The organism is uncultured Roseobacter sp., assembly GCF_947492555.1.
GTDB lineage: Bacteria > Pseudomonadota > Alphaproteobacteria > Rhodobacterales > Rhodobacteraceae > Roseobacter.
Genome location: NZ_CANLNE010000002.1, coordinates 337,907 through 357,990, shown reverse-complemented (window position 1 = coordinate 357,990; position 20,084 = coordinate 337,907). Strand labels below are relative to the sequence as shown.

Genomic DNA, 20,084 nt, shown 5'->3' with positions numbered 1-20,084 from the left:
ACGCCGGGCAGGTTCGGGGACATTGAGGTTAAAGACGGCTGGAGGCTGTAAGACATGCGAATTTTGAAAGGTTTCATTGGTTTGGTCTCGGCGCTGGCGCTGACGGGCATGGCCGCGCAGGCACAGGATCAAAGCAGCAATCTGGTTGCCGAGAAAACCGATTGGGGCGTCTACGAGGATGACAATCCGCGTGAATGCTGGGGCGTTTCCGTTCCGAAAGAAACAGTCAATACCCGGGATGGCCGTGTTGTTGCCGCGACCCGTGGGCAGATCTTGCTGATGGTCTTTTTCCGCCCTGGATCGGGGGCCAATGCGCAGGTCACTTTCACCGGCGGATATCCTTTTGCCAGCGGGTCCAAAGTGAATATCGACATTGGTGGCACTAACTATTCGCTCTTTACCGATGGTGAATGGGCATGGCCCGAAGACACGTCCGAGGACGCAAAGATCGTGGCAGCGATGAAACGCGGTGCAGACGCAACGGTGACGGGACTTTCCAGCCGGGGCACGACAACCAAGGATACCTTTTCGCTGCGCGGGTTCACCGCAGCCCTGGACGAGGCCCAAAAACGCTGCGCCAGCTGATCACGCAGACCTGACGGGCTTTTCCTTTTGATCTTGGCGCAAACCTCTATATAGAGGCGCATCTTCGTCATGTCAGGAAAACCCATGTCTGCCTCAGCGCCGATCACGCAAGATGTACACACCATGCCGCGCAAACTGCCGGAGGGGCCGGTCAACCTTGTCGGCCTGACCCGGGATGCGATGCGCGCCGCGCTGATCGAGGCAGGGGTGCCGGAAAAGCAGGCCAAGATGCGCGTCGGTCAGATCTGGCAGTGGATTTACCAGTGGGGTGTCCGCGATTTCGACGCGATGACGAACCTGGCCAAGACCCTGCGTGCGGAGTTGAAAGAGCGTTTTGTCATTGAAGTTCCCGAGGTTGTCTCAAAGCAGGTCAGCGAAGACGGCACCCGTAAGTATCTGGTCCGCATCGCCGGTGGCCATGAGGTTGAGGTCGTTTACATCCCCGAAGAGGGACGCGGCACGCTCTGTGTATCGTCACAGGTCGGATGCACTTTGACCTGTTCGTTCTGTCATACGGGCACGCAAAAACTGGTACGCAACCTGACCGCCGCAGAGATCATTGGTCAGGTAATGATGGCCCGCGACGATCTCGACGAATGGCCGGAAATCGGCGCGCCCAAGGATGAAACCCGGTTGCTCAGCAACATCGTCCTCATGGGCATGGGCGAGCCGCTTTATAACTTTGAGAACGTGCGAGACGCGATGAAAATCGCCATGGACGCCGAAGGCATTCAGCTCAGCCGCCGCCGTATCACGTTGTCGACTTCTGGTGTTGTGCCCGAGATTGCGCGCACGGCAGAGGAAATCGGGTGTCAGCTGGCGATCAGCTTCCACGCCACCACGGATGAGGTGCGCGACAAGCTGGTGCCGATCAACAAACGCTGGAATCTGGACGTGCTGCTCGACGCGCTGCGCAGCTATCCCAAAGTATCGAATTCCGAGCGGATCACCTTTGAATATGTCATGCTGGACGGTGTGAATGACAGTGACGAGGACGCGCGCCGCTTGATCAAGCTGATTGATGGCATTCCGGCCAAGATCAATCTCATCCCCTTCAATGAATGGCCGGGCGCGCCCTACAAACGGTCGTCGAACAACCGTATCCGGGCCTTTGCCGATATCATCTACAAGGCGGGCTACGCTTCACCGATCCGGACGCCGCGGGGGGAAGACATCATGGCCGCCTGCGGGCAGCTCAAGTCGGCCACCGAACGGGCGCGGAAATCGCGCCGCCAGATCGAGGCGGAAACGGGGCTTTCAGGACATTAATGCGTCGTCGTGAGGCCTTGATTGTTGGCGGTGCCGTTGCTGTCGCGCTGGCCATTCCTCCCATCCTGCGACGGCAGACCAGTGCATTCGAATTTTCCAAGATTCCCAATCCGCCCGGCTTTCGCCGATTGGTGCGCGGAAATCTGTCGGGCAATGGTGATCTTTTTGCGGGTCTTCTGACGCCTGAAGAAGAAGCGGCGACGGGTCGGTTGCCCGGCGACCTCTGCACCGCGATATTCCCGCAACCCATTGTGCCCAAACGTTTGCCCATTGCCGTTTTCAGTGACTATTATTGCCCGTATTGCGCAGTTCTGGACAAACGGCTGGCCGATCTCGCAGCCAGCGGATCGCCCATCGATCTGGTCTTTCACGAGCTTCCGTTGCTGGGAGAGCGATCTGTCTGGGCGTCTCGGGTGGCGCTTGCTGGGGGCATGCAAGGCGATCATACCGCGATCCATCTCGACATGATGCAACGCGTGCTGCGCCCCGGAATTGTGGGCGTGCGCGACGTCGCGGAGCGTCATGGTCTTGATGCGCAACAGATGATGGACGATGCGATGTCCCCTGAGATGACGGTCAAGATCGAAGAGGCATTGGCGCTAGGCCGTGCGCTCGGCATCCCCGGCACGCCGGGCATGGTGGTTAGTCGCACGGTCGTAGTTGGTGCTTTGCCGGCAGCAGATCTCGCAAAGCTGATCGAGTTGGAGCGCGAGACACCATTCACGGGCTGTGCCTGACACGCGTAACGGCGACGCAAAGGTGGCCGAAAAACCTAGCGTCGGTGTGCCATCCCTTGCGCCATGCCCTGCATGAAAGCAGCGGCCAGCGGCGGCATTTCATCCGTCTTCGGTTGGACCTCCCGGCGGTGATGCCGGTTGTGGTCAGATTTTGATGAGCGCGCTGCAACCATCATCAGCAATCCGATGCCCAGAAAAGCACCCCCCATGATCGCACTGGCCGTCATCGGGTCGGTAAAAGTGAGCAGGAGCATCAGCGCGGACGCGCTCAGAAACCCAAGCCCCACCAGCGTCATGAGCGCACCGACACTGCCCAGCGCAAACCGTTGAGCAGTGTCTCGAATATTTTGGCGAAGGTGCGAAAACATCTTACGACCGACGCGTCGCCATCATGCCAACCAGAAAACCGATCCCGGCTGCAATGCCCACCGCCATGGCGGGTTGCTGACGGACCGTTTCCTCGGCTTTGTAATACGCGGCCTCGGCATCCGTGCGCACACGCTCTCCGGTTTCGACCGCTTTGGCGTGTGCCGCATCCACTTTCTGCGCTGCGGAGGATTTCAGCGATGCTGCGGTGTTCGCTGCACGCTCCTTGGCTTCCTCTTTCTTGTCCTGCGCCAAGTCGGACATCAGCGCTGTCAGCGCAGCAATGTCATTCTTGATGGTATCGATCTGTGCGGTAACGTCATTCACGTCGGTTTTGCCGTTTGAACGTGCCTGTGCCATGTGGCCCTCCTGAAAGTGAACGGGGCCACGATGTGACCCCATGATTGCGATTCAGAAGACTAACGTGGCGGGCCACGAAATGGTTCCCTCAACTGCGCCCGGGCAGTTTGTCGCGGGCGGGCAGGTCCTGCCAGTTCTCGATCAGGTGCATCGCGTCGGCGGCACTGTCGACGAACCGGAAGAGCGACAAATCCTCATCCGAAATGGTGCCCGCGTCCGCGAGCGCCTCCCAGTTCAGAATACGCTCCCAGAAGGCACGCCCAAAGAGCAGGACAGGCACCGGTTGCATCCGTCCGGTCTGGATCAGGGTGAGTGTCTCAAAGAGCTCGTCCATCGTACCGAACCCGCCGGGAAAAACGCAGATCGCTTTGGCGCGCATCAGGAAATGCATCTTCCGAATGGCGAAATAGTGGAAGTTGAAACACAGTTCCGGCGTGACGTATTCATTGGGCGCCTGCTCATGCGGCAACACGATGTTGAGCCCGATGGAATGCCCGCCCGCATCTTCCGCGCCACGGTTGCCCGCCTCCATCACGCCGGGGCCGCCGCCGGTGACCACCACATTCTCCCGCCCGCTGCTTTCGAGGCTTTTCAGGGTCATCAACCGGGAGAACTCCCGCGCCTCGTCATAGAAATGGGACAGCTCGGACAGCGTTTTCGTGCGTGCCTTGTCCTTGTTTGCCGGGCTGGGGATGCGCGCTCCTCCAAAAAGCACGATGGTGCTGGTGATGTTATGCGCATCCAGCATCATCTCCGGTTTGAGCAACTCCAGTTGCAGTCGCACCGGGCGCAGTTCTTCCCGACACAGAAAATCCTCATCGGCAAAGGCAAGCCGGTAGGCAGGTGCACGCGTCTGCGGCGTGTCGGGTACGTCCTGAACCGCATTGCGGTCCATATGCGCATCGCGCAGCGGGTGGCGGGGTTTGTTCATCCGGGTCACTCCAATAACTCATCACAGGCAGGGGGCCATGTTGTGCGCCAAGATGCAATGGCTTTGCGCCGGATGGATTGCGCGTGGGACACCGGACTTGTATAGGCGCTGCATGTTAATTCTTTCCCTGGGGGAACCTCATGTCCAACGCACAGCTTGAAACCGCCATCGAAGCCGCATGGGAGGCGCGCGACACCATCACGCCCGCAACCACCGGGGAAACCCGTGAGGCCATCGAAGACACGCTGGCAGCCCTCGACGGGGGCAAGCTGCGGGTGGCGGAAAAGCAGGCGAATGGCGATTGGCACGTGAACCAATGGGCCAAGAAAGCGGTTTTGCTGGGCTTCCGCATCAAGGACATGGAAATGCAGGCAGGCGGCCCGCAAGAGGGCGGCTGGTGGGACAAGGTCGACAGCAAATTTGCGGGCTGGGGCGATAATCAATGGCGGGCGGCGGGCTTTCGTGCGGTGCCGAACTGCGTGGTGCGCAAGTCTGCCTTCATCGCGCCCGGTGTGGTGCTGATGCCCTCTTTTGTGAATCTGGGAGCCTACGTGGACGAGGGCACGATGGTTGATACCTGGGCCACGGTCGGCTCCTGTGCACAGATCGGCAAGAACGTGCACCTGTCGGGCGGCGTCGGCATCGGCGGCGTGCTGGAACCAATGCAGGCGGGTCCGACGATCATCGAGGACAACTGCTTTATCGGCGCACGCTCTGAGGTGGTCGAGGGCTGCATCGTGCGCGAAGGCTCTGTGCTGGGCATGGGCGTCTTCATTGGCAAATCGACCAAGATCGTCGACCGTGAAACCGGCGAATTCACCTACGGTGAAGTGCCTGCGGGCTCTGTCGTTGTTGCAGGCTCGATGCCGTCCAAGAACGGTGTGAACCTTTATTGCGCCGTCATTGTGAAGAAGGTGGATGCGCAGACGCGGTCCAAAACTTCGATCAACGAACTGCTGCGTGATTAAACTTTGCATTAATATCTAAGGCAATTCTGCCTCAGGAATACCCGGCAAAGGTCAGGTGCGGGATGCAATCCGGCCCGGATGTGGAGCTATCGCATATCCATGCGTCATGCGTCTGTCCCCATATCGTTCCAAACCCTGCAGGTTGTCGCGGACCTGCAATCTGCTGCCGCCACCGGGTTTAGTGGTCTGGCAGACCGCCTGAAACCGGCGCAAAAGCAATTGCTGCGCCGTGTCATCTTTGATCAGAAATGCGTGCTGTCTTCGCGGGACGTTGAGTCAATTCATGCTGATCTGCTGCTTGTGGCCGCCTTGCCTGACAAAGGCCTCGATGCCTTTCTGACCGCCACCGCGCTGCTACTGGCTGACCGGTTGCAGGGGGGTTCCGGGGCCGACGATCTCTTTTGGAATTGGGACGCGTTTCAGGATCACTACCGCAAAGGCTCATCACCGGTGCGGGCCGCGGTGATGAATGGATATCGCTGGGCTCATACGACGCGCCGCGTCAATCTTGATCGGGCGCCTGAGGGCCGCGATCTGCAAACCTATGATGGCGCCGACCTGATACGGGTATTGAAGGTCATTGCGCGCTCAATGCCAGCCGGCCTGCGCGATCTCGTCTGCGATGCAGCACCGGTGGATACCCGTACCGTCCACCGAACCGCCCTGGAAAACTGTCTCAAGGGTAGCTGCGTTCTCTCGGAATACGGCGGCTGGTTTCCGGGTGAAGTGGTGGAATTGATCTCGCTCGATCCGGAACACGCTGCCTATGCGCATTGCACGGCACTGGTTTTGCTTGATGCGCTGGTGAGCCGGGACGCCAAAGGCCGCATGGCATTCCGCTGGGAGGAACAGGCGGATCGATATCTTCGGATGCGGTCCGAGATGCGTACGGCCATCCTCGCGGGGGTGCGCCATCTGCACGAGATGGCGATCGACTGGTCGCCCTATACCGGTTGGGCGCCGGACCAATTGGTGGAAAAAGCCGTTGTGGTACCTTTCGCCAAGGCCTAACACACGTGCATGGCAGAGAAAAAGAAACCGTCACGGCAGCAAGTCTTTACCCTGGTTGTTCAGATTGGACGCAAGGAAGGCGATGGCTTGCCAGCGAAGGCCACAGGCGCAGGTCTGGTCGTTTTTGCCAGCGGGATCGACGAGGCCGAGGCTGTCCGCGAGACTGTGGCGGTTCTGAAACAGGCTGACACTGCACCGCTCGACGTCACCGGCTACGGCACGCTGACGGAACGCGAGGCTGAGGGACATGAGATCGGTGACGATGAGCGGGCGCTGATGCAGCGCGCGCTTGATGAGAATGCAGTGATCATCGCACAGATGGAGCCCTTTTACGGCACGCATCCGGAAGTGGACGCTGATTAAGCCGCGCGTTGGCGTGCCAGGTGAATGGCCTCGAACCACTTGAGCACTTTGAACGCGGGTCGCCTGTGTTGTGGCAGAGAATGTCTTGGAATGTCGGCCAGCAGTGTTGCTGCCAGTTCCGCCGGGTTACGGCGAATCCGGCCTATGTAGAGACTTTCCAAAGCGGCACCCGCTACGACAAGCGCGTCGTGATCCGGCAGAATCAATTGCGTGTAGCGCTGGGTGGCCCCTGCGATAGCAGACAGCGCGGCAAAGCCGTTTACCAGATGGCGCGCCGGGATAAGGACCGCCTCCTGTGCAAAGAGATATTCGACTTCGGTACCGTCGATGATCAGCTGTTGCCGGGGACCAACGACGACATCTTCCAGCAGTCCAAAGTAAGGCGCCCGCAAACGTACCGGCGCAAAACTGCCACGCGCCGGTACCGTGCGGTCAACCCGGTGCAAGACCGGCACCACGTCACCGCACTGGGTTATGACGGTATCGCCGCGCCGCAAAGTGCCCGCAGCGCGGTAGCCCTGCGGGGTCGCCACCATGGCGCTCGGGCAGAGGCTCGGCATCGGGCCAATCCGCTCAATTTCGTCCGAAAGGGCGGCAAACACGATTTCCTTTGCAAAACAGGGATTGCCGCGCCCCATCAGCATGTTGCGCAAATCCTGTAACAGCATCGGACTGGCGTTGGGCACTGGAACAAAGACGATCTGATTGGTGTCGGGTTGCTCAACGCTGAGCTGAGCCCATTCCCGCGATGCGTCCCAGGCAAAGGTGATACGCAACACTTCCGTTCGCGCGACCATGCTGTTTTGGAGAGCGGCATGCGCAATGCTTTCGCCTTGGACCTGTACCAGGGAAATGCCGCCGCCCGGAATGGCGCGGAACGACAGGCTGCCCTGGTTTGGCCATCCCCTGGAAAATCCTAACAGCTCTTGTGGACGCCCATCTGCCGACGTCCGCGTCTCAAAGACGATGCTGCCTCGGGTTAAAAGGGTGTTGGCATCATCCGAATGCAGTCGTTCCGGATGGCGGTCGTCCCCAAGGCCCCGCAGGGAAAACCGCCGTTCCTTGTGATCGCAAACCGCCAGCCACGCCATTATGCGGCCTCGCTGGAGGCGCGCAGCAAGGCGGCCTCGTATCTTTTAAGCGTTCGCCGCGCGGCCGGGCTGTATCCGATCCCCGTATCAGGGTCTATTTCAGGGAAAATCGCACATATTTCGGCAACGATTTCTTCTTCGAAAATATCCGTGGTCTGCGGTCCGGGCAGAAAGCTCTCGGTCGGGAGGCCTTCGGAAAAGATCACCTGGTGACGGTCAAACATCAAATGCACATATGTTACCCGACCGCCTTCGCGGGTCCGCACCGACCGGTCGTTGACCAGATCTCGGGCACAGACCAATACTTCGGGTTCGCCGAAGAGTAACTCCGCGACAGTGTCCCGGATCAGGACGCGGTGCAGTGGCGAGACCAAAAGATGTCCGTGCTCACCAAATGTGTTTGGGCGAATGTGAATGGGGGCGAATTTCCCAACGGCGTCGACCTGCCGTGTCCCGATCCAGCGCAGGGGTTGCGGCCCGTCATCCTGCGTCATGACCATATCGCCAGGACGCAACCGTTCGACCATCACATTGCCACTTGTGGTCTGGATCATCGTACCAGCGACAAAGCAGGGCACTGATGTCGCGTTGACATAGCCAACGTCTGAAATACTGCTGTTGGTGACCGTGTAGGTGAAATTGAAGTTTTCCGGGTCCCCATCCCCTACCACGCTCAGCTTGCCATCGGATTGTAACACGACCTGCTGCCCGGTTGGCAGGGTGATCGTGTCGCCGGCAACAACGGGTTGCCCGTTGATATGTGTGATGGTGAGCGTGCCCGGGCCTTCATTGATGTCGTTGCTCAGCACGTCGATGGTTTTGATACCGTCCGTGAGAACCTCAACGGTATCCGAAATGGCAACAAGATCTGTCTGAACGGAATCCCCGGCGATCAGCAGATTGGAATCGTAGCGGTTATCAGACACGTCCGCGATGCCAATGCGGATCGAATTCACCTCGTCAGGCACAACATTCATGGTCAGGGTCAGCGTGATGGTGAACCCGTCCATTTCCGTATTGTAATCATCATCGGAGTTATCAACGAACATGTTGATATTATTGGTTGTATTGACGTTTCCTGGATCTACGTCGCCATTCCCGACGTCCATGTCGATCTGTGTGCCATTGACCCAGACGCCCACGAAATCCTGATAGATCGAGTTCTGGAATTCGGGATACTCTTCGGACGAAAAAATGAACTGGATTGTCATCTGATCGTGATCAGGCACAAAATCCACGTCCAGATAAGCCGCATCAAAGGTGCGCGCGCCTGCTGCGGCATTGAACTGGGGATTGTTATTTGGCCCTGAGGTATTGGTCGAGGTGCTGTTGCTCTGGTTCGACGACCCGTTGGAATTGGTGAAGCTTTCCGCATTGCCAGTCGACAGGATCACGCCACTGTCACCGGGTACGACACCGGGGGATACGGAATTGCCGTTTGTGTAGATGCCCGCGCTGTCGACGTCGCCCGTGTAGGAGGCCCGTTCGACGCGCACGCCAGACCCAAAGATTGCTTCCGCCATGTCGGTAGCGTCGGTGCCTTCGCGGACCGTGCGAATGGGCAGTTCGGATGCTGCAACCATTGTATATGCCTCGTACCCTTTGGTCGAGACAATGCATCGTCCGAGCGCCGTGCATACGGGTCGCTCTTTACCGATCGTTTGGTGCGTCGGGTCCCACTATTATGGTGACCACACTGCTGATGCCCTGCCTCGGGATTATTGTTAACCTTTCGTTAACACGTATGGCGGGCATTTGTTAAGTATTTCTTGTTCCGACCCCCTTGGCATTGCTGCCTTTTGGCCACAAACCTTGGGTTACACATCATGTCAGGGATAAGGAAAAGCGCATGGCAGGTCAGGACCCCGTTGCACTCACTGCGGATCTGGTGCGCTGCGCGTCTGTGACGCCAGAGGATGCCGGTGCCCTGGATGTGCTGCATGATCTATTGAGCGGTGCCGGATTCGCGTGCACCTGGGCGGATCGGGGGGGCATCCGCAACCTCTTTGCGCGTTGGGGACCCAAGGGCCACAACAAGACGTTCGGGTTCAACGGCCATACGGATGTTGTGCCTGTGGGGGACGCCGCCGCCTGGACGATGCCTCCCTTTGGGGCGGAGATCAAAGACGGCGTTCTTTACGGTCGGGGTACGACGGATATGAAGTCGGGTGTCGCCGCCTTCGCCACCGCCGCGATTGATTTCGTTCAGACCACGCCACCGGATGGCGCGATCATTCTGGCAATTACCGGAGACGAAGAAGGCGATGCCGTCGATGGCACCACTGCGCTCTTGGCGCATATGGAGGCCGCGAATGAACGCATGGATGTCTGCCTGGTCGGAGAGCCGACCTGCCCCGATAAAATGGGCGACATGATCAAGATCGGCCGCCGTGGATCGATGACCGCCTGGATCAGAGTGATCGGCACGCAGGGCCATTCTGCCTATCCGCATCGTGCCAACAATCCACTACCAGCCATGGTGCGCCTGATGGACCGTCTGGCAAGCCACGAGTTGGACAAGGGCACCGATCATTTTGACCCCTCAACGCTGGCCGTTGTGACCGTGGACACCGGCAACCCTGCTACGAATGTGATCCCGGCAGAATGTACCGCCGCGGTCAACATCCGTTTCAACGATCGCCATAGCGGTGCGTCCCTGACGCAATGGATCGAAGAGGAAATCGCCCGCATAGAGACTGAATTCGGCGTTGAAACAGAAGTCACAATCAAGATTTCGGGCGAAAGCTTCCTGACGCCGCCCGGTGCACTTTCCGATTTGGTTGCACGCGCGGTGGAGGCCGAAACTGGTGTGACGCCGGTTCTGTCGACAACAGGCGGCACGTCGGATGCCCGCTTTGTCAAGGATCACTGCCCGGTCGTGGAATTCGGCTTGGTGGGACAATCCATGCATCAAGTGGATGAACATGTTGAGATTGCGCACATCAGGCAGCTCAAGGACATCTACACGCGCATTCTCACGGAGTATTTCGTGTGACGGTGCGAATTGCGCAGACGGATGACCTCGACACCTGTCTGGCACTGCGCAGGCAGGTTTTCATCGAAGAGCAAAGTGTGTCGGAGGCCGAGGAAGTCGATGGGCTGGACGGCAGTGCGCTGCATTTGTTGGCTGTTGACGGCACAAAGCCGGTGGGTACCGCGCGCCTTCTGCTAAAGGGCGAAACCGCGAAAATCGGTCGGGTCTGTGTGCTGCATTCCGCACGCGGTACCGGGCTGGGGGCAAAGCTGATCCAGTCCGTGCTTGACGTGGCCCGCGCGCAGCCGGGCATAGCGCGGGCCGTTCTTGGCGCGCAGATACAGGCTTTGGGCTTCTACGAGAAACTGGGCTTTGCCGCCTTCGGACCTGTCTATGACGACGCGGGCATTGATCATCGCGACATGGAACGGATTTTGTGAAACGCACCCTTGTCGTGATGCTGAAGGAACCGCATCCCGGTCGGGTCAAAACCCGTCTGGGCCGCGAGGTCGGCATGATCCCCGCTGCTTGGTGGTTCCGACACCAGACGCGTGCGTTATTGAACCGCCTGCAGGACCCGCGGTGGGATCTGGTTCTGGCCGTCAGTCCCGACGTTGCCGGGCTAAGGAGCCGTGTTTGGCCGCAGCATCTGGACCGAATTCCACAGGGGCACGGCGATCTGGGTGACCGTATGAAACGCATGTTGCGCCTGCAGGGCATGGGCCCGGTGTGCATCATCGGTGCGGATATCCCCGCCATCACTCGGGGTCACATCACCCGTGCTTTTGCTGCGCTGGGATCTGCGGATGCAGTATTTGGTCCGGCGCCCGACGGGGGTTTTTGGCTCATCGGCGCGAAACGCACGCGGGCCTTGCCGCCGCGCTTGTTTGCAGATGTGCGGTGGTCCACTGAGCACGCGCTGGCCGATACGGTGGCCAGCTGGCCCGATGCGCGCATCGCCTATGTCGATACGTTGCGTGATGTGGATGAGGCGCGCGATTTGCGCATGACGGCACCGGGCGCGCATGCTACCTCAAGGGTATGACCCGCATCCCCACGAAAACCGAAATTCTCGATTGGATCAGCGAAAATCCGACGCTGACCGCAAAGCGCGATATTGCCAAGGCTTTTGGCATCAAGGGGGCGGCGCGGATTGATCTCAAGCGCGTGCTCAAGGAGCTTGAAGCGGAGGGTCATCTGGAAAAGCGCAAGCGTAGCTATCAGGACCCGGACCGCCTGCCGCCGGTGAGCGTCCTGCAGGTGACCGGCCCGGATACAGATGGGGATTTGTTCGCAAAACCAATGGAGTGGCTGGGCGAGGGTGTGGAGCCTGTGGTGCTTGTGGTGCCCCGCGCCTCTGATCCTGCACTGGGGGCAGGGGACCGCATTCTCGCGCGCCTGACAGCCGTCAAAGGCGACACGCATCACTATGAGGCGCGGCTCATCCGCCGGATCGGTACCAATCCGCGCCGCGTTCTGGGTGTCTTTAGCAAGACGGCAGAGGGCGGGCGCATCCTGCCGGTCGACAAAGGGTCAGATAAGGAATGGCTGGTGGCGGCGGAGGCCACCCACGGGGCCAAGGACGGGGAGTTGGTCGAGGGCGAGCTGGCCGGACCCAAGGGGCGCATGGGGTTGCCGCGCGCGCGTATTGTATCGCGTCTGGGTGATCCATCGGCGGCCAAGGCCGTTTCGCTGATTGCAATCCACCAGCATGGGATACCAGACGCCTTTCCGGACGAGGTGATTGCCGAAGCGGATCGTGCCAAGCCAGTTGGTCTGAATGGGCGTGAGGATTTGCGGGACTTGCCGCTGATCACCATCGACCCGTCGGATGCGCGGGATCACGATGACGCCTGCTATGCCCATCCAGATGAGGACCCGGCAAACGACGGGGGCCACATCATCTGGGTCGCCATTGCGGATGTCGCGGCCTATGTTACGCCCGGGTCCGCGCTGGATATCGAAGCGCGCAAGCGCGGTAATTCCACGTATTTCCCGGATCGCGTGGTGCCCATGCTGCCGGATCGTCTGTCTGGTGATCTCTGCTCCCTGCACGAAGGGGTGCCGCGCGCCTGCATCGCCGTGCGCATGCAGCTGGACGCGAAGGGCAACAAACTGTCTCATAGCTTCCACCGCGGATTGATGCGGTCCCCGGCGTCTTTGCATTACGAGGAGGTTCAACAGGCTATCGACGGGCAACCCAATGACCGCTGTGGCCCCTTATTAGAGCCTGTTTTACAGCCGCTTTACGCCGCATATGCTGCTCTGGTCGACGCGCGAAAGCGGCGCCAACCGCTTGATCTGGATCTGCCGGAACGCCGGATTGAGCTGGACGATGACGGACAGGTGACGTCGGTGAATTTCAAGGACCGGCTGGATGGGCACCGCTTGATCGAGGAATTCATGGTGCTGGCCAATGTGGCGGCAGCGGAGACGCTGATCGCCAAGAAAGTGCCCCTGCTTTTTCGCGTGCATGAAGAACCCAGCCCGGAAAAGCTGGACGCGCTGCGCGAGACGGCGCAGGCCAGTGGCTATACGCTGGCCAAGGGGCAGGTGTTGAAGACGGCGCACCTCAACCGGTTGCTGAATGACGCGGCGGGCTCGGACGAGGCGGAACTGATCAACATGTCCACCCTGCGCTCCATGACGCAGGCTTACTACGGGCCGCAAAACCTGGGCCATTTCGGCCTCGCGCTGGGGCGATACGCACATTTCACCTCGCCCATTCGGCGCTATGCGGATCTGATCGTGCACCGGGCTCTGATCACTGCTCATGGCTGGGGCAAGGATGGTTTGCGGCCCGAAGACTACGAAAATCTGGACGCGACCGGCGAGCATATCTCGGACACGGAGCGGCGGTCGATGGTCGCGGAACGCGATACCACCGACCGTTACATGGCGTCTTATCTCAGCGAGCGTGTGGGTAATGAGTTCACTGGGCGGATCAGCGGGATCGCGCGGTTCGGCGTCTTTGTGAAGCTGGATGAAACCGGTGCTGACGGCCTGATCCCGATGCGCTCTATCGGGCGGGAATATTTTCACTACGACGCCGAAGCGGGCACCCTGATGGGATCGGACACCGGCATGATGATCAGTCTGGGGCAGCGGGTGACCGTGCGTCTGGCCGAGGCGGCGCCTGTCACTGGTGGCATTGCGCTGGAACTGCTGTCTCTGGAGGGCGACGCCATCCCGCAGGGTCGCCGCTCCCCCGCCGGGCGTTCGCCACGACGCCGCAGCGTCAAGGCAAAACGCAAGACGGACAAAACCAAGCGCAAGGTCAAACGCAGCCGCCGTTAGTGCAGCATTTCCTCGACACGTTCGACATAGCCCATCAGCACCGCGTTTTCCCTTATGCGGCTGGACATTGGCGTCTCGCCCGGACTGGAGAGGGCCGCGCTGAGCATGGGACCCACCGAGGCATCCGCAGCGGTTGGTGTATCGCCAAAGAGAAAGCGGTTTTGCCACAGCCGTGCAACTATCGCATCAAGATCAGGCTCTAACCGGGCCAAACGCTGCTCCGGCGTGAAGCGTCCCAACCCCTGCACCCGCATGGCCGACAGCAGGTTTTTGCGAATCTTGTTCGCCACCATGCCGCGGATCAACCTGGGGACGGAGGAAAAATAGGTCTCCCGCACCTCCGGCCAGGCGTCTTCATTTGCCCAGCGGTCCAGCACGATGTGAAAGTAAATATGCTCTTCCGCCATGCGGATGAAGGCGCGGGACGTCGCGCGGTCGATGTCCGACAGACCGGCATCGAACCGCGCGCCTTGCGATTCCAGATAAGCGCGGATCATGTCACTGTCCGCGATAAGTTGGTCTTCGGCCCGGATGACCGGCAGTTTCTGATGCGGCATCATGCGCGGGTCCAGCGTGTTTTCGCGTTTCCAGCGCTGTCCGGACAGGTTCAGCAGATGTGCCGCCTTGATGCAGAACGGGCTGCCGGAGAATTGGCCAAAGGCGGGCGGGTAGGTCAGCAATGTGATCATGGTACGCTCCTTTCATGTTGGACAAAGGTTATACGGACCTACTGCCAATTTCTGTCACTACTTGTGCTAGAGTAATCTCATGAGCCGCACACACCGCCTGTTCCAGATGATGCAAACCCTGCGCCGTCTGCCACCGCCCGTCACAGCAACCCAGCTTGCCGATGAGATGGAGATGTCCCCGCGCACGATCTACCGCGACATCGATGCGCTGCGCAGCATGGGCGCTGTGATCGATGGCGAAGCGGGCTTTGGTTATACGCTGATCGAGGATGCGGCGCTGCCCCCTTTAGGGTTCGAGGATGATGAGTTGGAGGCGCTGGTCCTGGGGCTGCGCGATGTGGCGGTCATTGGTGATCCGGCGCTGGCCAAGGCAGCGCGGTCTGCCCTTGCCAAGATCAAGGCGCGGGTGCCACCTCGACAGGCGCATCGGTTGCAGCATGCCGTGCTGGATGCGCACCGTTTCGTCAGCCTGCCCAAGATCGAGATCGACGTGGCCGCCTTGCGCACCGCCACCTGGGACGAGGTCAGCGTGTCCTTTGACTACCGCGACCGTAAAGGAGCAGATACCGTGCGACAGGTTGATCCGCTCGGTCTGGTCTATCTGGACAAGACAAATGTCTTATTGGCATGGTGCCATCTGCGCAAAGATTTCCGGACGTTCCGGTTGGACCGGATGCGTAAGCTCAAGCGGACGGATCACAGTTTTCGACCACGCCGCGTGCCGATGCTACGAGAGCATTTGGAAATTATCCGCTGTCAGGTCGAAGAAATGGCGAAGGACCGCATAACCAGCGATTGAATCCTTTCGAAATTGCCCGACTCGCGCTACACTTTTGAAAACAATAATGAGCAGCAGTAGGGCATATCATGCGGTTAAGATCGTTTTGCGCAGTTGCTTTGGCAACTGGATTGATGAGCACAAGCGTTGGTGCACTGGGCACCACGCAATCCTTGCGGCCGGTGTTGCGTCCCGCAGAGCAGCCGACGCGCGCGGCAGATCAGGTGACGGTTATCGCCTCTGCGCTTCGTCCCAAGCTGCGCCCTGAGGCTGTAGCACCGACCCCGACCCCGGCGACGCAGGTGGCGTCCAATCCCGGATTTGAGCGTTGGATCAGAAGCTTCGAAGGCCGCGCACGGGCGCAGGGCATCCGTGCCTCGACCCTGCAGGCGGCGTTTCGGGGCGTGCAATACGATCCCGATGTGATCCGCCGCGACCGCAATCAATCGGAATTCACCAAGACGATCTGGGAGTATCTCGACAGTGCTGCGTCAGACACCCGGATCCGGAATGGCAAGGCGGCTTTGCGGAAACACCGGCGTAAACTGGACGCCATCGAGGCGCGCTTTGGCGTCGAAAAAGAGGTTGTGGTTGCCGTTTGGGGGTTGGAGAGCGCCTATGGCGAATATCGTGGCAAGAACGATATCATCCAGTCGCTGGCCACGCTGGCCTATGATGGGCGGCGCGGCGCGTTTTTCGAAGAACAGCTGATTGCCGCGCTGAAGATCCTGCAGAACGGCGACACCAGCCCGCGCAACATGACCGGCAGTTGGGCCGGCGCGATGGGGCATACGCAATTCATCCCCACCTCTTACCTCGCTTACGCGGTGGATTTCACCGGAGACGGGCGGCGCGATATCTGGTCGGACGACCCCTCGGATGCGCTGGCGTCAACGGCGGCCTATCTCAAGCGGTTCGGCTGGATCAAAGGTCAGCCCTGGGGTGTGGAAGTGCAACTGCCGCGCGGGTTCAACTATGCCCAGGCCAGCCGCAAGATCACCAAGACGCCTGGGCAGTGGGCGCGGCTGGGTGTGGTCGATATGAGTGGTCGCACGGTGCCGAATTATGGCAAGGCGTCGATCCTGCTGCCTGCGGGCGGGCAGGGGGCGGCCTTTATGATCTTCAAGAATTTCAGTGTCATCGAGCGGTACAATACCGCGGATGCCTATGTGATTGGCGTTGGGCATCTCAGTGACCGGATCAAGGGCGGGCCGTCGATCAAGGCGAATTGGCCCCGTGGGGATCGGGCGCTGACCTTTGCGGAGCGCAAGGAAATGCAGCAGCGCCTGACACGGGCGGGGTTCAGCACGCAGGGGATCGACGGGCGGATCGGGCCAAAAACCATCGAGGCGGTGCGGGCCTATCAGCGCAGCCAGGGGCTGGTGCAGGACGGGTACGCCTCGCTGAGCCTGCTGAAACGGCTGCGGTAGAGCATGATCGTGGCGCGGGGCAGAACCCTGCGCCTCCGGCGGGCATATTTTTGGAACAATGAAGGCTGCGTGTTTTTCGGTCAGGCGGGAGACATGCCGCGCAGGCGTTCGGAGCGGCGGCGGAGCATTTCAACCACGGTCAGCAGGGCGATGGAGATGATCACGAGGATCGTGGCCACGGCGAGGATGGTCGGGCTGATCTGTTCGCGCAGGCCGGTGAACATCTGCCAGGGCAGCGTTTTCTGACCGGCTGAGCCGACGAAGAGGACGACCACAACTTCATCGAAGCTGGTGATGAAGGCAAAGAGTCCACCGGAGATCACGCCCGGCAGGATCAGCGGCATTTGCACGCGGAAAAAGGTTGTGACCGGCCCGGCGCCCATGTTGGCGGCTGCTCGCGTCAGCGAGTTGTCAAAGCCAACAAGCGTTGCGGTCACTGTGATGATCACAAAGGGAATGCCCAGGGCGGCGTGGGCCAGCACCACCCCCATGTAGGTGCCTTGCAGGCCGATGCGGCTGTAGAAGAAGTACATGCCGGCGGCCGAGATGATCAGGGGCACGATCATCGGGGAGATCAGGATCGCCATGATGGCGCGGCGGAAAGGCACGTGGGGCTGACTGAGCCCGATGGCCGCGAGGGTACCGAAGCTGACGGAGAGCAGGGTTGCCATGGGGGCGATCCGGACCGAGTTGGCAAGCGCGCCCTGCCAATCGGAGTTGGTGAAGAAGTCTTCGTAGTGTTTCAGCGAATAGCCTGCGGGGTCAAAACGCAGCATCTCAGGGGTGAAGGTGAAGAAATCCTCGGCATTGAAGCTGAGTGGCATCACCACGAGGATGGGGGTGATCAAAAAGACCAGGATCGCGCCGCAGATCACCCGGAATGTGTAGTGCCAGAGCACCTGACCGGGCGTGAGATAGGGGGCGACATAGGCGCGGTATCGGCCCTCAAAGAGCCAGAAGGTGAACCAGCCAAAGAACCACCCGAAGAGCAGCCCGATGATACCTGCGGCCAACCCGCCCATCAAAAACCCGGCCACGGCGAATAAGGCGGTCAGTGCCCACCGCCCCGGTGCCTCGGCCTTGATGATCTGGGTCAGCAGAAAGGCAATGGCACCCAGGAGGATGGCGCCGCCGATGATGCCGATCAGGGAACTGCCCTGTGCGGTGCCGACAAGGAGACCGGCCACCGCGCCCGCTGCGGCGACAACGGGCACATAGAATGACACGGGCGTGCGGGAGATGGGGGTTAATGCAGCCATGGTCAGCCTCCGAGCTTCACGTTATCGATGCCGACGATCCTGTCGTAGGCCCAGTAGAGGCCCAGCACGACCGCCAGCAGGATTGCCCCCAGTGCTGCTGCCAATCCCCAGTTCAGCGAGCTGGAGATATGATAGGCGATGCGGTTGGAGATAAAGGTACCGGTTGTCCCGCCCACGAGTTCCGGCGTGATGTAGTAACCGATGGAGAGGATGAAGACGAGGATCGAACCCGCGCCAATCCCCGGCACGGACTGTGGAAAATAGACGCGCCAGAAAGCAGTCCAGTTGGTGGCGCCTAAGGATTTCGCCGCACGCAGGTAGCTGGGCGGGATGGTCTTCATCACCGAGTAGAGGGGCAGGATCATGAAGGGCAGCAGGATATGGGTCATCGCGATGATCGTGCCGGTCTGATTGTTGATCAGCGCAAGGCGACTGTCATCGGCCACCACGCCCAGCCAGACGAGCGTATCGTTGATCACGCCTTGCTGTTGCAGCATGACTTTCCAGGCGGAGGTGCGCACCAGCAGCGATGTCCAGAACGGCAGCAACACGAGGATCATCAGCAGGTTCGCGGTACGCGCAGGCAGGTTGGCGAGGATCCAGGCCACCGGGTAGCCGAGCAATATGCAACTCCCGGTGATGACCAGCGACATGAACAGCGTGCGGATAAAGAGCTTGATGTAGAGTTGTTCGTTGTCAGGGCGCATCTCAGGCCCGTCGGGTGATTTTTTCATGTCCACAGCGTTGAGGAAATAGCCCGAGGTGAAATCCGGGCTGTAGGTCTGGATCGTCTGCCAGACGTCAATGCTGTGCCAATCCTTGTCGATCTCCTCAAACGCCGCCGGGTAGTCCACGTTTTCGAATGTGCCGACAGCGCCCATCGCCTGCAGCAGTTCGGCAGAGCCAGGACCGCCATATCCCGAGACGTCCGGTTCTTGCATCAGGTCGGTGTAGAGCGCGGAATAGACCAGCGCCCAGGGGTCTTCCTTGGCGAGGTTGTCTTCATCTTCATTCTGGACGAAATCGGCAAAGATTTCGAAGGTTGCCGCAGTTTGCGGCAGCAGGCTTTCGATCTCTTCGCGCGGCTCGAAGGCCGGCTGGCGGGCGTCTGATTTGTCATCCCACGCGGTCTGGTCAGCAAGCCAGCTGTCGCTGCCCATCAGCGCATTCCAGTTTTCGCTGTCCTTCCAGAAGCCATCGAGGTCTTCGAACTGGTCCTGATAGACCTCGCCCATATCCTCGACCTTACGGCCCGATTTGCGAAACAGCGATGATACGCCGGTCAATTCGTAATTCAGACGCGAGCCGAGACGGGTATGCAGCTTGCGTTCCTGTGCGATGAAAATATCTGTGTACAGCGCTTCGAAGACCTCGGATGAAGGCAGTTCACCGGCATCACCGTCCCAATCCGCCAGCAGTGTGGTCGTGCGCGGCAGGGTGTCGGAGACAATCTGGTTCTCCACCGAGCGGAACAGCATATCTGCGATCGGCGCGATAAAGGTCACCAGCACAAAGATCAGCAGCGGCGCGATCAGCATCAGCGCCCGCAGCTTCTGACGCCGCAGCGCCCGGTTGAGGCTGGATTTCAGCGTTGTGCCATCGGCGGCCATCATTGGGCCGGAATTTTGCGTCGCATCTGTCATTCAGGCACCTTCAACCACGATGATCGTGCTTTCTGCCGTGCGATGCCGGATTTTCATCACTTCCTGATAGGCGGGGTCGTTGTAGGCCGCCTTGGCCGCCTCATACGACGGGAATTCGATGACCACATGCCGCTCGTGGCTTTCACCTTCCATCACTTCCGATGGTCCGCCGCGGACGATGAAACGTCCTCCGAGCCCTTCCAGAATGGGCGTGTCCTTGATCACGTATTCCTTGTAGGCCTCTGGGTCGGTGACGGTGATATGGCCGATGATGTAGCCTTTGGGCATTGGTCTGTCCTTTTGATGTAGCAGGGGCCACTACGCGGCCCCTGC

Annotated in this window: 21 protein-coding genes; 12 read left to right on the top strand and 9 right to left on the bottom strand. The window is 60.0% G+C overall.

Annotated features, from left to right (window positions below; all coding sequences use genetic code 11):
* Positions 1 to 54 precede the first annotated feature (54 nt).
* The 3 genes from Q1A07_RS08790 to Q1A07_RS08780 all read left to right on the top strand — a co-directional run bounded on the left by Q1A07_RS08790 (position 55) and on the right by Q1A07_RS08780 (position 2,591).
* On the top strand, positions 55 to 585 hold the full coding sequence (locus Q1A07_RS08790; RefSeq protein WP_299779869.1) for an invasion associated locus B family protein: 531 nt from the start codon (positions 55 to 57) through the stop codon (positions 583 to 585).
* An 84-nt stretch (positions 586 to 669) separates the two neighbouring features.
* Positions 670 to 1,854 (top strand): 23S rRNA (adenine(2503)-C(2))-methyltransferase RlmN, encoded by a 1,185-nt coding sequence (rlmN, locus tag Q1A07_RS08785; RefSeq protein ID WP_299779867.1) that lies wholly within the window; start codon positions 670 to 672, stop codon positions 1,852 to 1,854.
* Positions 1,854 to 2,591, top strand: a complete 738-nt coding sequence (locus Q1A07_RS08780; protein ID WP_299779865.1) for a DsbA family protein — start codon at positions 1,854 to 1,856, stop codon at positions 2,589 to 2,591. The genes rlmN and Q1A07_RS08780 overlap by 1 nt, the downstream gene beginning before the upstream one ends.
* A 35-nt stretch (positions 2,592 to 2,626) precedes the next feature.
* Here Q1A07_RS08780 and Q1A07_RS08775 read toward each other — a convergent pair whose 3' ends face one another.
* The 3 genes from Q1A07_RS08775 to Q1A07_RS08765 form a co-directional block, all read right to left on the bottom strand.
* Positions 2,627 to 2,959, bottom strand: a complete 333-nt coding sequence (locus tag Q1A07_RS08775; protein WP_299779863.1) for a phage holin family protein — start codon at positions 2,957 to 2,959, stop codon at positions 2,627 to 2,629.
* Between the two features lies 1 nt (position 2,960).
* Positions 2,961 to 3,317: a DUF883 domain-containing protein gene (locus tag Q1A07_RS08770; RefSeq protein WP_299779861.1), complete on the bottom strand. Its 357-nt coding sequence runs from the start codon at positions 3,315 to 3,317 to the stop codon at positions 2,961 to 2,963.
* A gap of 88 nt (positions 3,318 to 3,405) precedes the next feature.
* Complete coding sequence (locus Q1A07_RS08765) at positions 3,406 to 4,248, bottom strand: TIGR00730 family Rossman fold protein (RefSeq protein WP_299779858.1); 843 nt, start codon at positions 4,246 to 4,248, stop codon at positions 3,406 to 3,408.
* A 140-nt stretch (positions 4,249 to 4,388) separates the two neighbouring features.
* Between Q1A07_RS08765 and dapD the strand changes: the two genes are divergently transcribed.
* The 3 genes from dapD to Q1A07_RS08750 all read left to right on the top strand — a co-directional run bounded on the left by dapD (position 4,389) and on the right by Q1A07_RS08750 (position 6,590).
* Positions 4,389 to 5,216 (top strand): 2,3,4,5-tetrahydropyridine-2,6-dicarboxylate N-succinyltransferase, encoded by an 828-nt coding sequence (dapD, locus tag Q1A07_RS08760; RefSeq protein WP_299779856.1) that lies wholly within the window; start codon positions 4,389 to 4,391, stop codon positions 5,214 to 5,216.
* 99 nt (positions 5,217 to 5,315) lie between these two features.
* On the top strand, positions 5,316 to 6,227 hold the full coding sequence (locus Q1A07_RS08755) for a hypothetical protein (RefSeq protein WP_299779854.1): 912 nt from the start codon (positions 5,316 to 5,318) through the stop codon (positions 6,225 to 6,227).
* Positions 6,228 to 6,236: 9 nt separating this feature from the next.
* Entirely contained in the window at positions 6,237 to 6,590 is a 354-nt protein-coding gene (locus Q1A07_RS08750) for a hypothetical protein (RefSeq protein ID WP_299779852.1), read from the top strand.
* Here Q1A07_RS08750 and Q1A07_RS08745 read toward each other — a convergent pair.
* Together Q1A07_RS08745 and Q1A07_RS08740 are read right to left on the bottom strand one after the other, a co-directional pair.
* Positions 6,587 to 7,681 (bottom strand): Hint domain-containing protein, encoded by a 1,095-nt coding sequence (locus tag Q1A07_RS08745; protein ID WP_299779850.1) that lies wholly within the window; start codon positions 7,679 to 7,681, stop codon positions 6,587 to 6,589. The genes Q1A07_RS08750 and Q1A07_RS08745 overlap by 4 nt on opposite strands.
* Positions 7,681 to 9,264 (bottom strand): Hint domain-containing protein, encoded by a 1,584-nt coding sequence (locus Q1A07_RS08740; RefSeq protein WP_299779848.1) that lies wholly within the window; start codon positions 9,262 to 9,264, stop codon positions 7,681 to 7,683. The genes Q1A07_RS08745 and Q1A07_RS08740 overlap by 1 nt, the downstream gene beginning before the upstream one ends.
* A gap of 266 nt (positions 9,265 to 9,530) precedes the next feature.
* Between Q1A07_RS08740 and dapE the strand changes: the two genes are divergently transcribed.
* From dapE to rnr, 4 genes are read left to right on the top strand one after another with little or no spacing between them, the layout of a single operon-like run.
* Positions 9,531 to 10,676, top strand: a complete 1,146-nt coding sequence (gene dapE / locus Q1A07_RS08735) for a succinyl-diaminopimelate desuccinylase (protein WP_299779846.1) — start codon at positions 9,531 to 9,533, stop codon at positions 10,674 to 10,676.
* Positions 10,673 to 11,095 carry a GNAT family N-acetyltransferase gene (locus Q1A07_RS08730; protein ID WP_299779844.1) on the top strand — a complete coding sequence of 141 codons (423 nt, stop codon included), beginning with the start codon at positions 10,673 to 10,675 and terminating at the stop codon, positions 11,093 to 11,095. The genes dapE and Q1A07_RS08730 overlap by 4 nt, the downstream gene beginning before the upstream one ends.
* On the top strand, positions 11,092 to 11,700 hold the full coding sequence (locus Q1A07_RS08725; protein WP_299779842.1) for a TIGR04282 family arsenosugar biosynthesis glycosyltransferase: 609 nt from the start codon (positions 11,092 to 11,094) through the stop codon (positions 11,698 to 11,700). Before Q1A07_RS08730 ends, Q1A07_RS08725 begins: the two co-directional genes overlap by 4 nt.
* On the top strand, positions 11,697 to 13,952 hold the full coding sequence (rnr, locus tag Q1A07_RS08720) for a ribonuclease R (protein WP_299779840.1): 2,256 nt from the start codon (positions 11,697 to 11,699) through the stop codon (positions 13,950 to 13,952). Before Q1A07_RS08725 ends, rnr begins: the two co-directional genes overlap by 4 nt.
* Here the strand turns inward: rnr and Q1A07_RS08715 are convergent.
* Entirely contained in the window at positions 13,949 to 14,641 is a 693-nt protein-coding gene (locus Q1A07_RS08715; RefSeq protein WP_299779838.1) for a glutathione S-transferase family protein, read from the bottom strand. The two genes, rnr and Q1A07_RS08715, sit on opposite strands and share 4 nt — an antisense overlap.
* A gap of 79 nt (positions 14,642 to 14,720) precedes the next feature.
* Here Q1A07_RS08715 and Q1A07_RS08710 point away from each other — a divergent pair, with 79 nt between their 5' ends.
* Entirely contained in the window at positions 14,721 to 15,440 is a 720-nt protein-coding gene (locus Q1A07_RS08710; RefSeq protein WP_299779836.1) for a YafY family protein, read from the top strand.
* Between the two features lie 113 nt (positions 15,441 to 15,553).
* A complete protein-coding gene (locus tag Q1A07_RS08705; protein WP_299779834.1) occupies positions 15,554 to 16,849 on the top strand; it encodes a lytic murein transglycosylase in 1,296 nt (431 codons plus the stop codon).
* Between the two features lie 80 nt (positions 16,850 to 16,929).
* On the opposite strand, the gene Q1A07_RS08700 is transcribed toward Q1A07_RS08705, so the two are convergent.
* From Q1A07_RS08700 to Q1A07_RS08690, 3 genes are read right to left on the bottom strand one after another with little or no spacing between them, the layout of a single operon-like run.
* A complete protein-coding gene (locus Q1A07_RS08700) occupies positions 16,930 to 18,108 on the bottom strand; it encodes an ABC transporter permease (protein ID WP_299779832.1) in 1,179 nt (392 codons plus the stop codon).
* Positions 18,109 to 18,110: 2 nt separating this feature from the next.
* Positions 18,111 to 19,751, bottom strand: a complete 1,641-nt coding sequence (locus Q1A07_RS08695; protein WP_299779830.1) for an ABC transporter permease — start codon at positions 19,749 to 19,751, stop codon at positions 18,111 to 18,113.
* A complete protein-coding gene (locus tag Q1A07_RS08690; RefSeq protein ID WP_299779828.1) occupies positions 19,752 to 20,039 on the bottom strand; it encodes a DUF1330 domain-containing protein in 288 nt (95 codons plus the stop codon).
* Positions 20,040 to 20,084: the final 45 nt, after the last annotated feature.

Excerpts from the sequence above, each read along its gene's own strand:
- Q1A07_RS08790 (WP_299779869.1), top strand. The coding sequence starts at position 55 with ATGCGAATTTTGAAAGGTTTCATTGGTTTGGTCTCGGCGCTGGCGCTG.
- rlmN (WP_299779867.1), top strand. The coding sequence starts at position 670 with ATGTCTGCCTCAGCGCCGATCACGCAAGATGTACACACCATGCCGCGC.
- Q1A07_RS08780 (WP_299779865.1), top strand. The coding sequence starts at position 1,854 with ATGCGTCGTCGTGAGGCCTTGATTGTTGGCGGTGCCGTTGCTGTCGCG.
- Q1A07_RS08775 (WP_299779863.1), bottom strand. The coding sequence starts at position 2,959 with ATGTTTTCGCACCTTCGCCAAAATATTCGAGACACTGCTCAACGGTTT.
- Q1A07_RS08770 (WP_299779861.1), bottom strand. The coding sequence starts at position 3,317 with ATGGCACAGGCACGTTCAAACGGCAAAACCGACGTGAATGACGTTACC.
- Q1A07_RS08765 (WP_299779858.1), bottom strand. The coding sequence starts at position 4,248 with ATGAACAAACCCCGCCACCCGCTGCGCGATGCGCATATGGACCGCAAT.
- dapD (WP_299779856.1), top strand. The coding sequence starts at position 4,389 with ATGTCCAACGCACAGCTTGAAACCGCCATCGAAGCCGCATGGGAGGCG.
- Q1A07_RS08755 (WP_299779854.1), top strand. The coding sequence starts at position 5,316 with ATGCGTCATGCGTCTGTCCCCATATCGTTCCAAACCCTGCAGGTTGTC.
- Q1A07_RS08750 (WP_299779852.1), top strand. The coding sequence starts at position 6,237 with ATGGCAGAGAAAAAGAAACCGTCACGGCAGCAAGTCTTTACCCTGGTT.
- Q1A07_RS08745 (WP_299779850.1), bottom strand. The coding sequence starts at position 7,681 with ATGGCGTGGCTGGCGGTTTGCGATCACAAGGAACGGCGGTTTTCCCTG.
- Q1A07_RS08740 (WP_299779848.1), bottom strand. The coding sequence starts at position 9,264 with ATGGTTGCAGCATCCGAACTGCCCATTCGCACGGTCCGCGAAGGCACC.
- dapE (WP_299779846.1), top strand. The coding sequence starts at position 9,531 with ATGGCAGGTCAGGACCCCGTTGCACTCACTGCGGATCTGGTGCGCTGC.
- rnr (WP_299779840.1), top strand. The coding sequence starts at position 11,697 with ATGACCCGCATCCCCACGAAAACCGAAATTCTCGATTGGATCAGCGAA.
- Q1A07_RS08715 (WP_299779838.1), bottom strand. The coding sequence starts at position 14,641 with ATGATCACATTGCTGACCTACCCGCCCGCCTTTGGCCAATTCTCCGGC.
- Q1A07_RS08710 (WP_299779836.1), top strand. The coding sequence starts at position 14,721 with ATGAGCCGCACACACCGCCTGTTCCAGATGATGCAAACCCTGCGCCGT.
- Q1A07_RS08705 (WP_299779834.1), top strand. The coding sequence starts at position 15,554 with ATGAGCACAAGCGTTGGTGCACTGGGCACCACGCAATCCTTGCGGCCG.
- Q1A07_RS08700 (WP_299779832.1), bottom strand. The coding sequence starts at position 18,108 with ATGGCTGCATTAACCCCCATCTCCCGCACGCCCGTGTCATTCTATGTG.
- Q1A07_RS08695 (WP_299779830.1), bottom strand. The coding sequence starts at position 19,751 with ATGACAGATGCGACGCAAAATTCCGGCCCAATGATGGCCGCCGATGGC.
- Q1A07_RS08690 (WP_299779828.1), bottom strand. The coding sequence starts at position 20,039 with ATGCCCAAAGGCTACATCATCGGCCATATCACCGTCACCGACCCAGAG.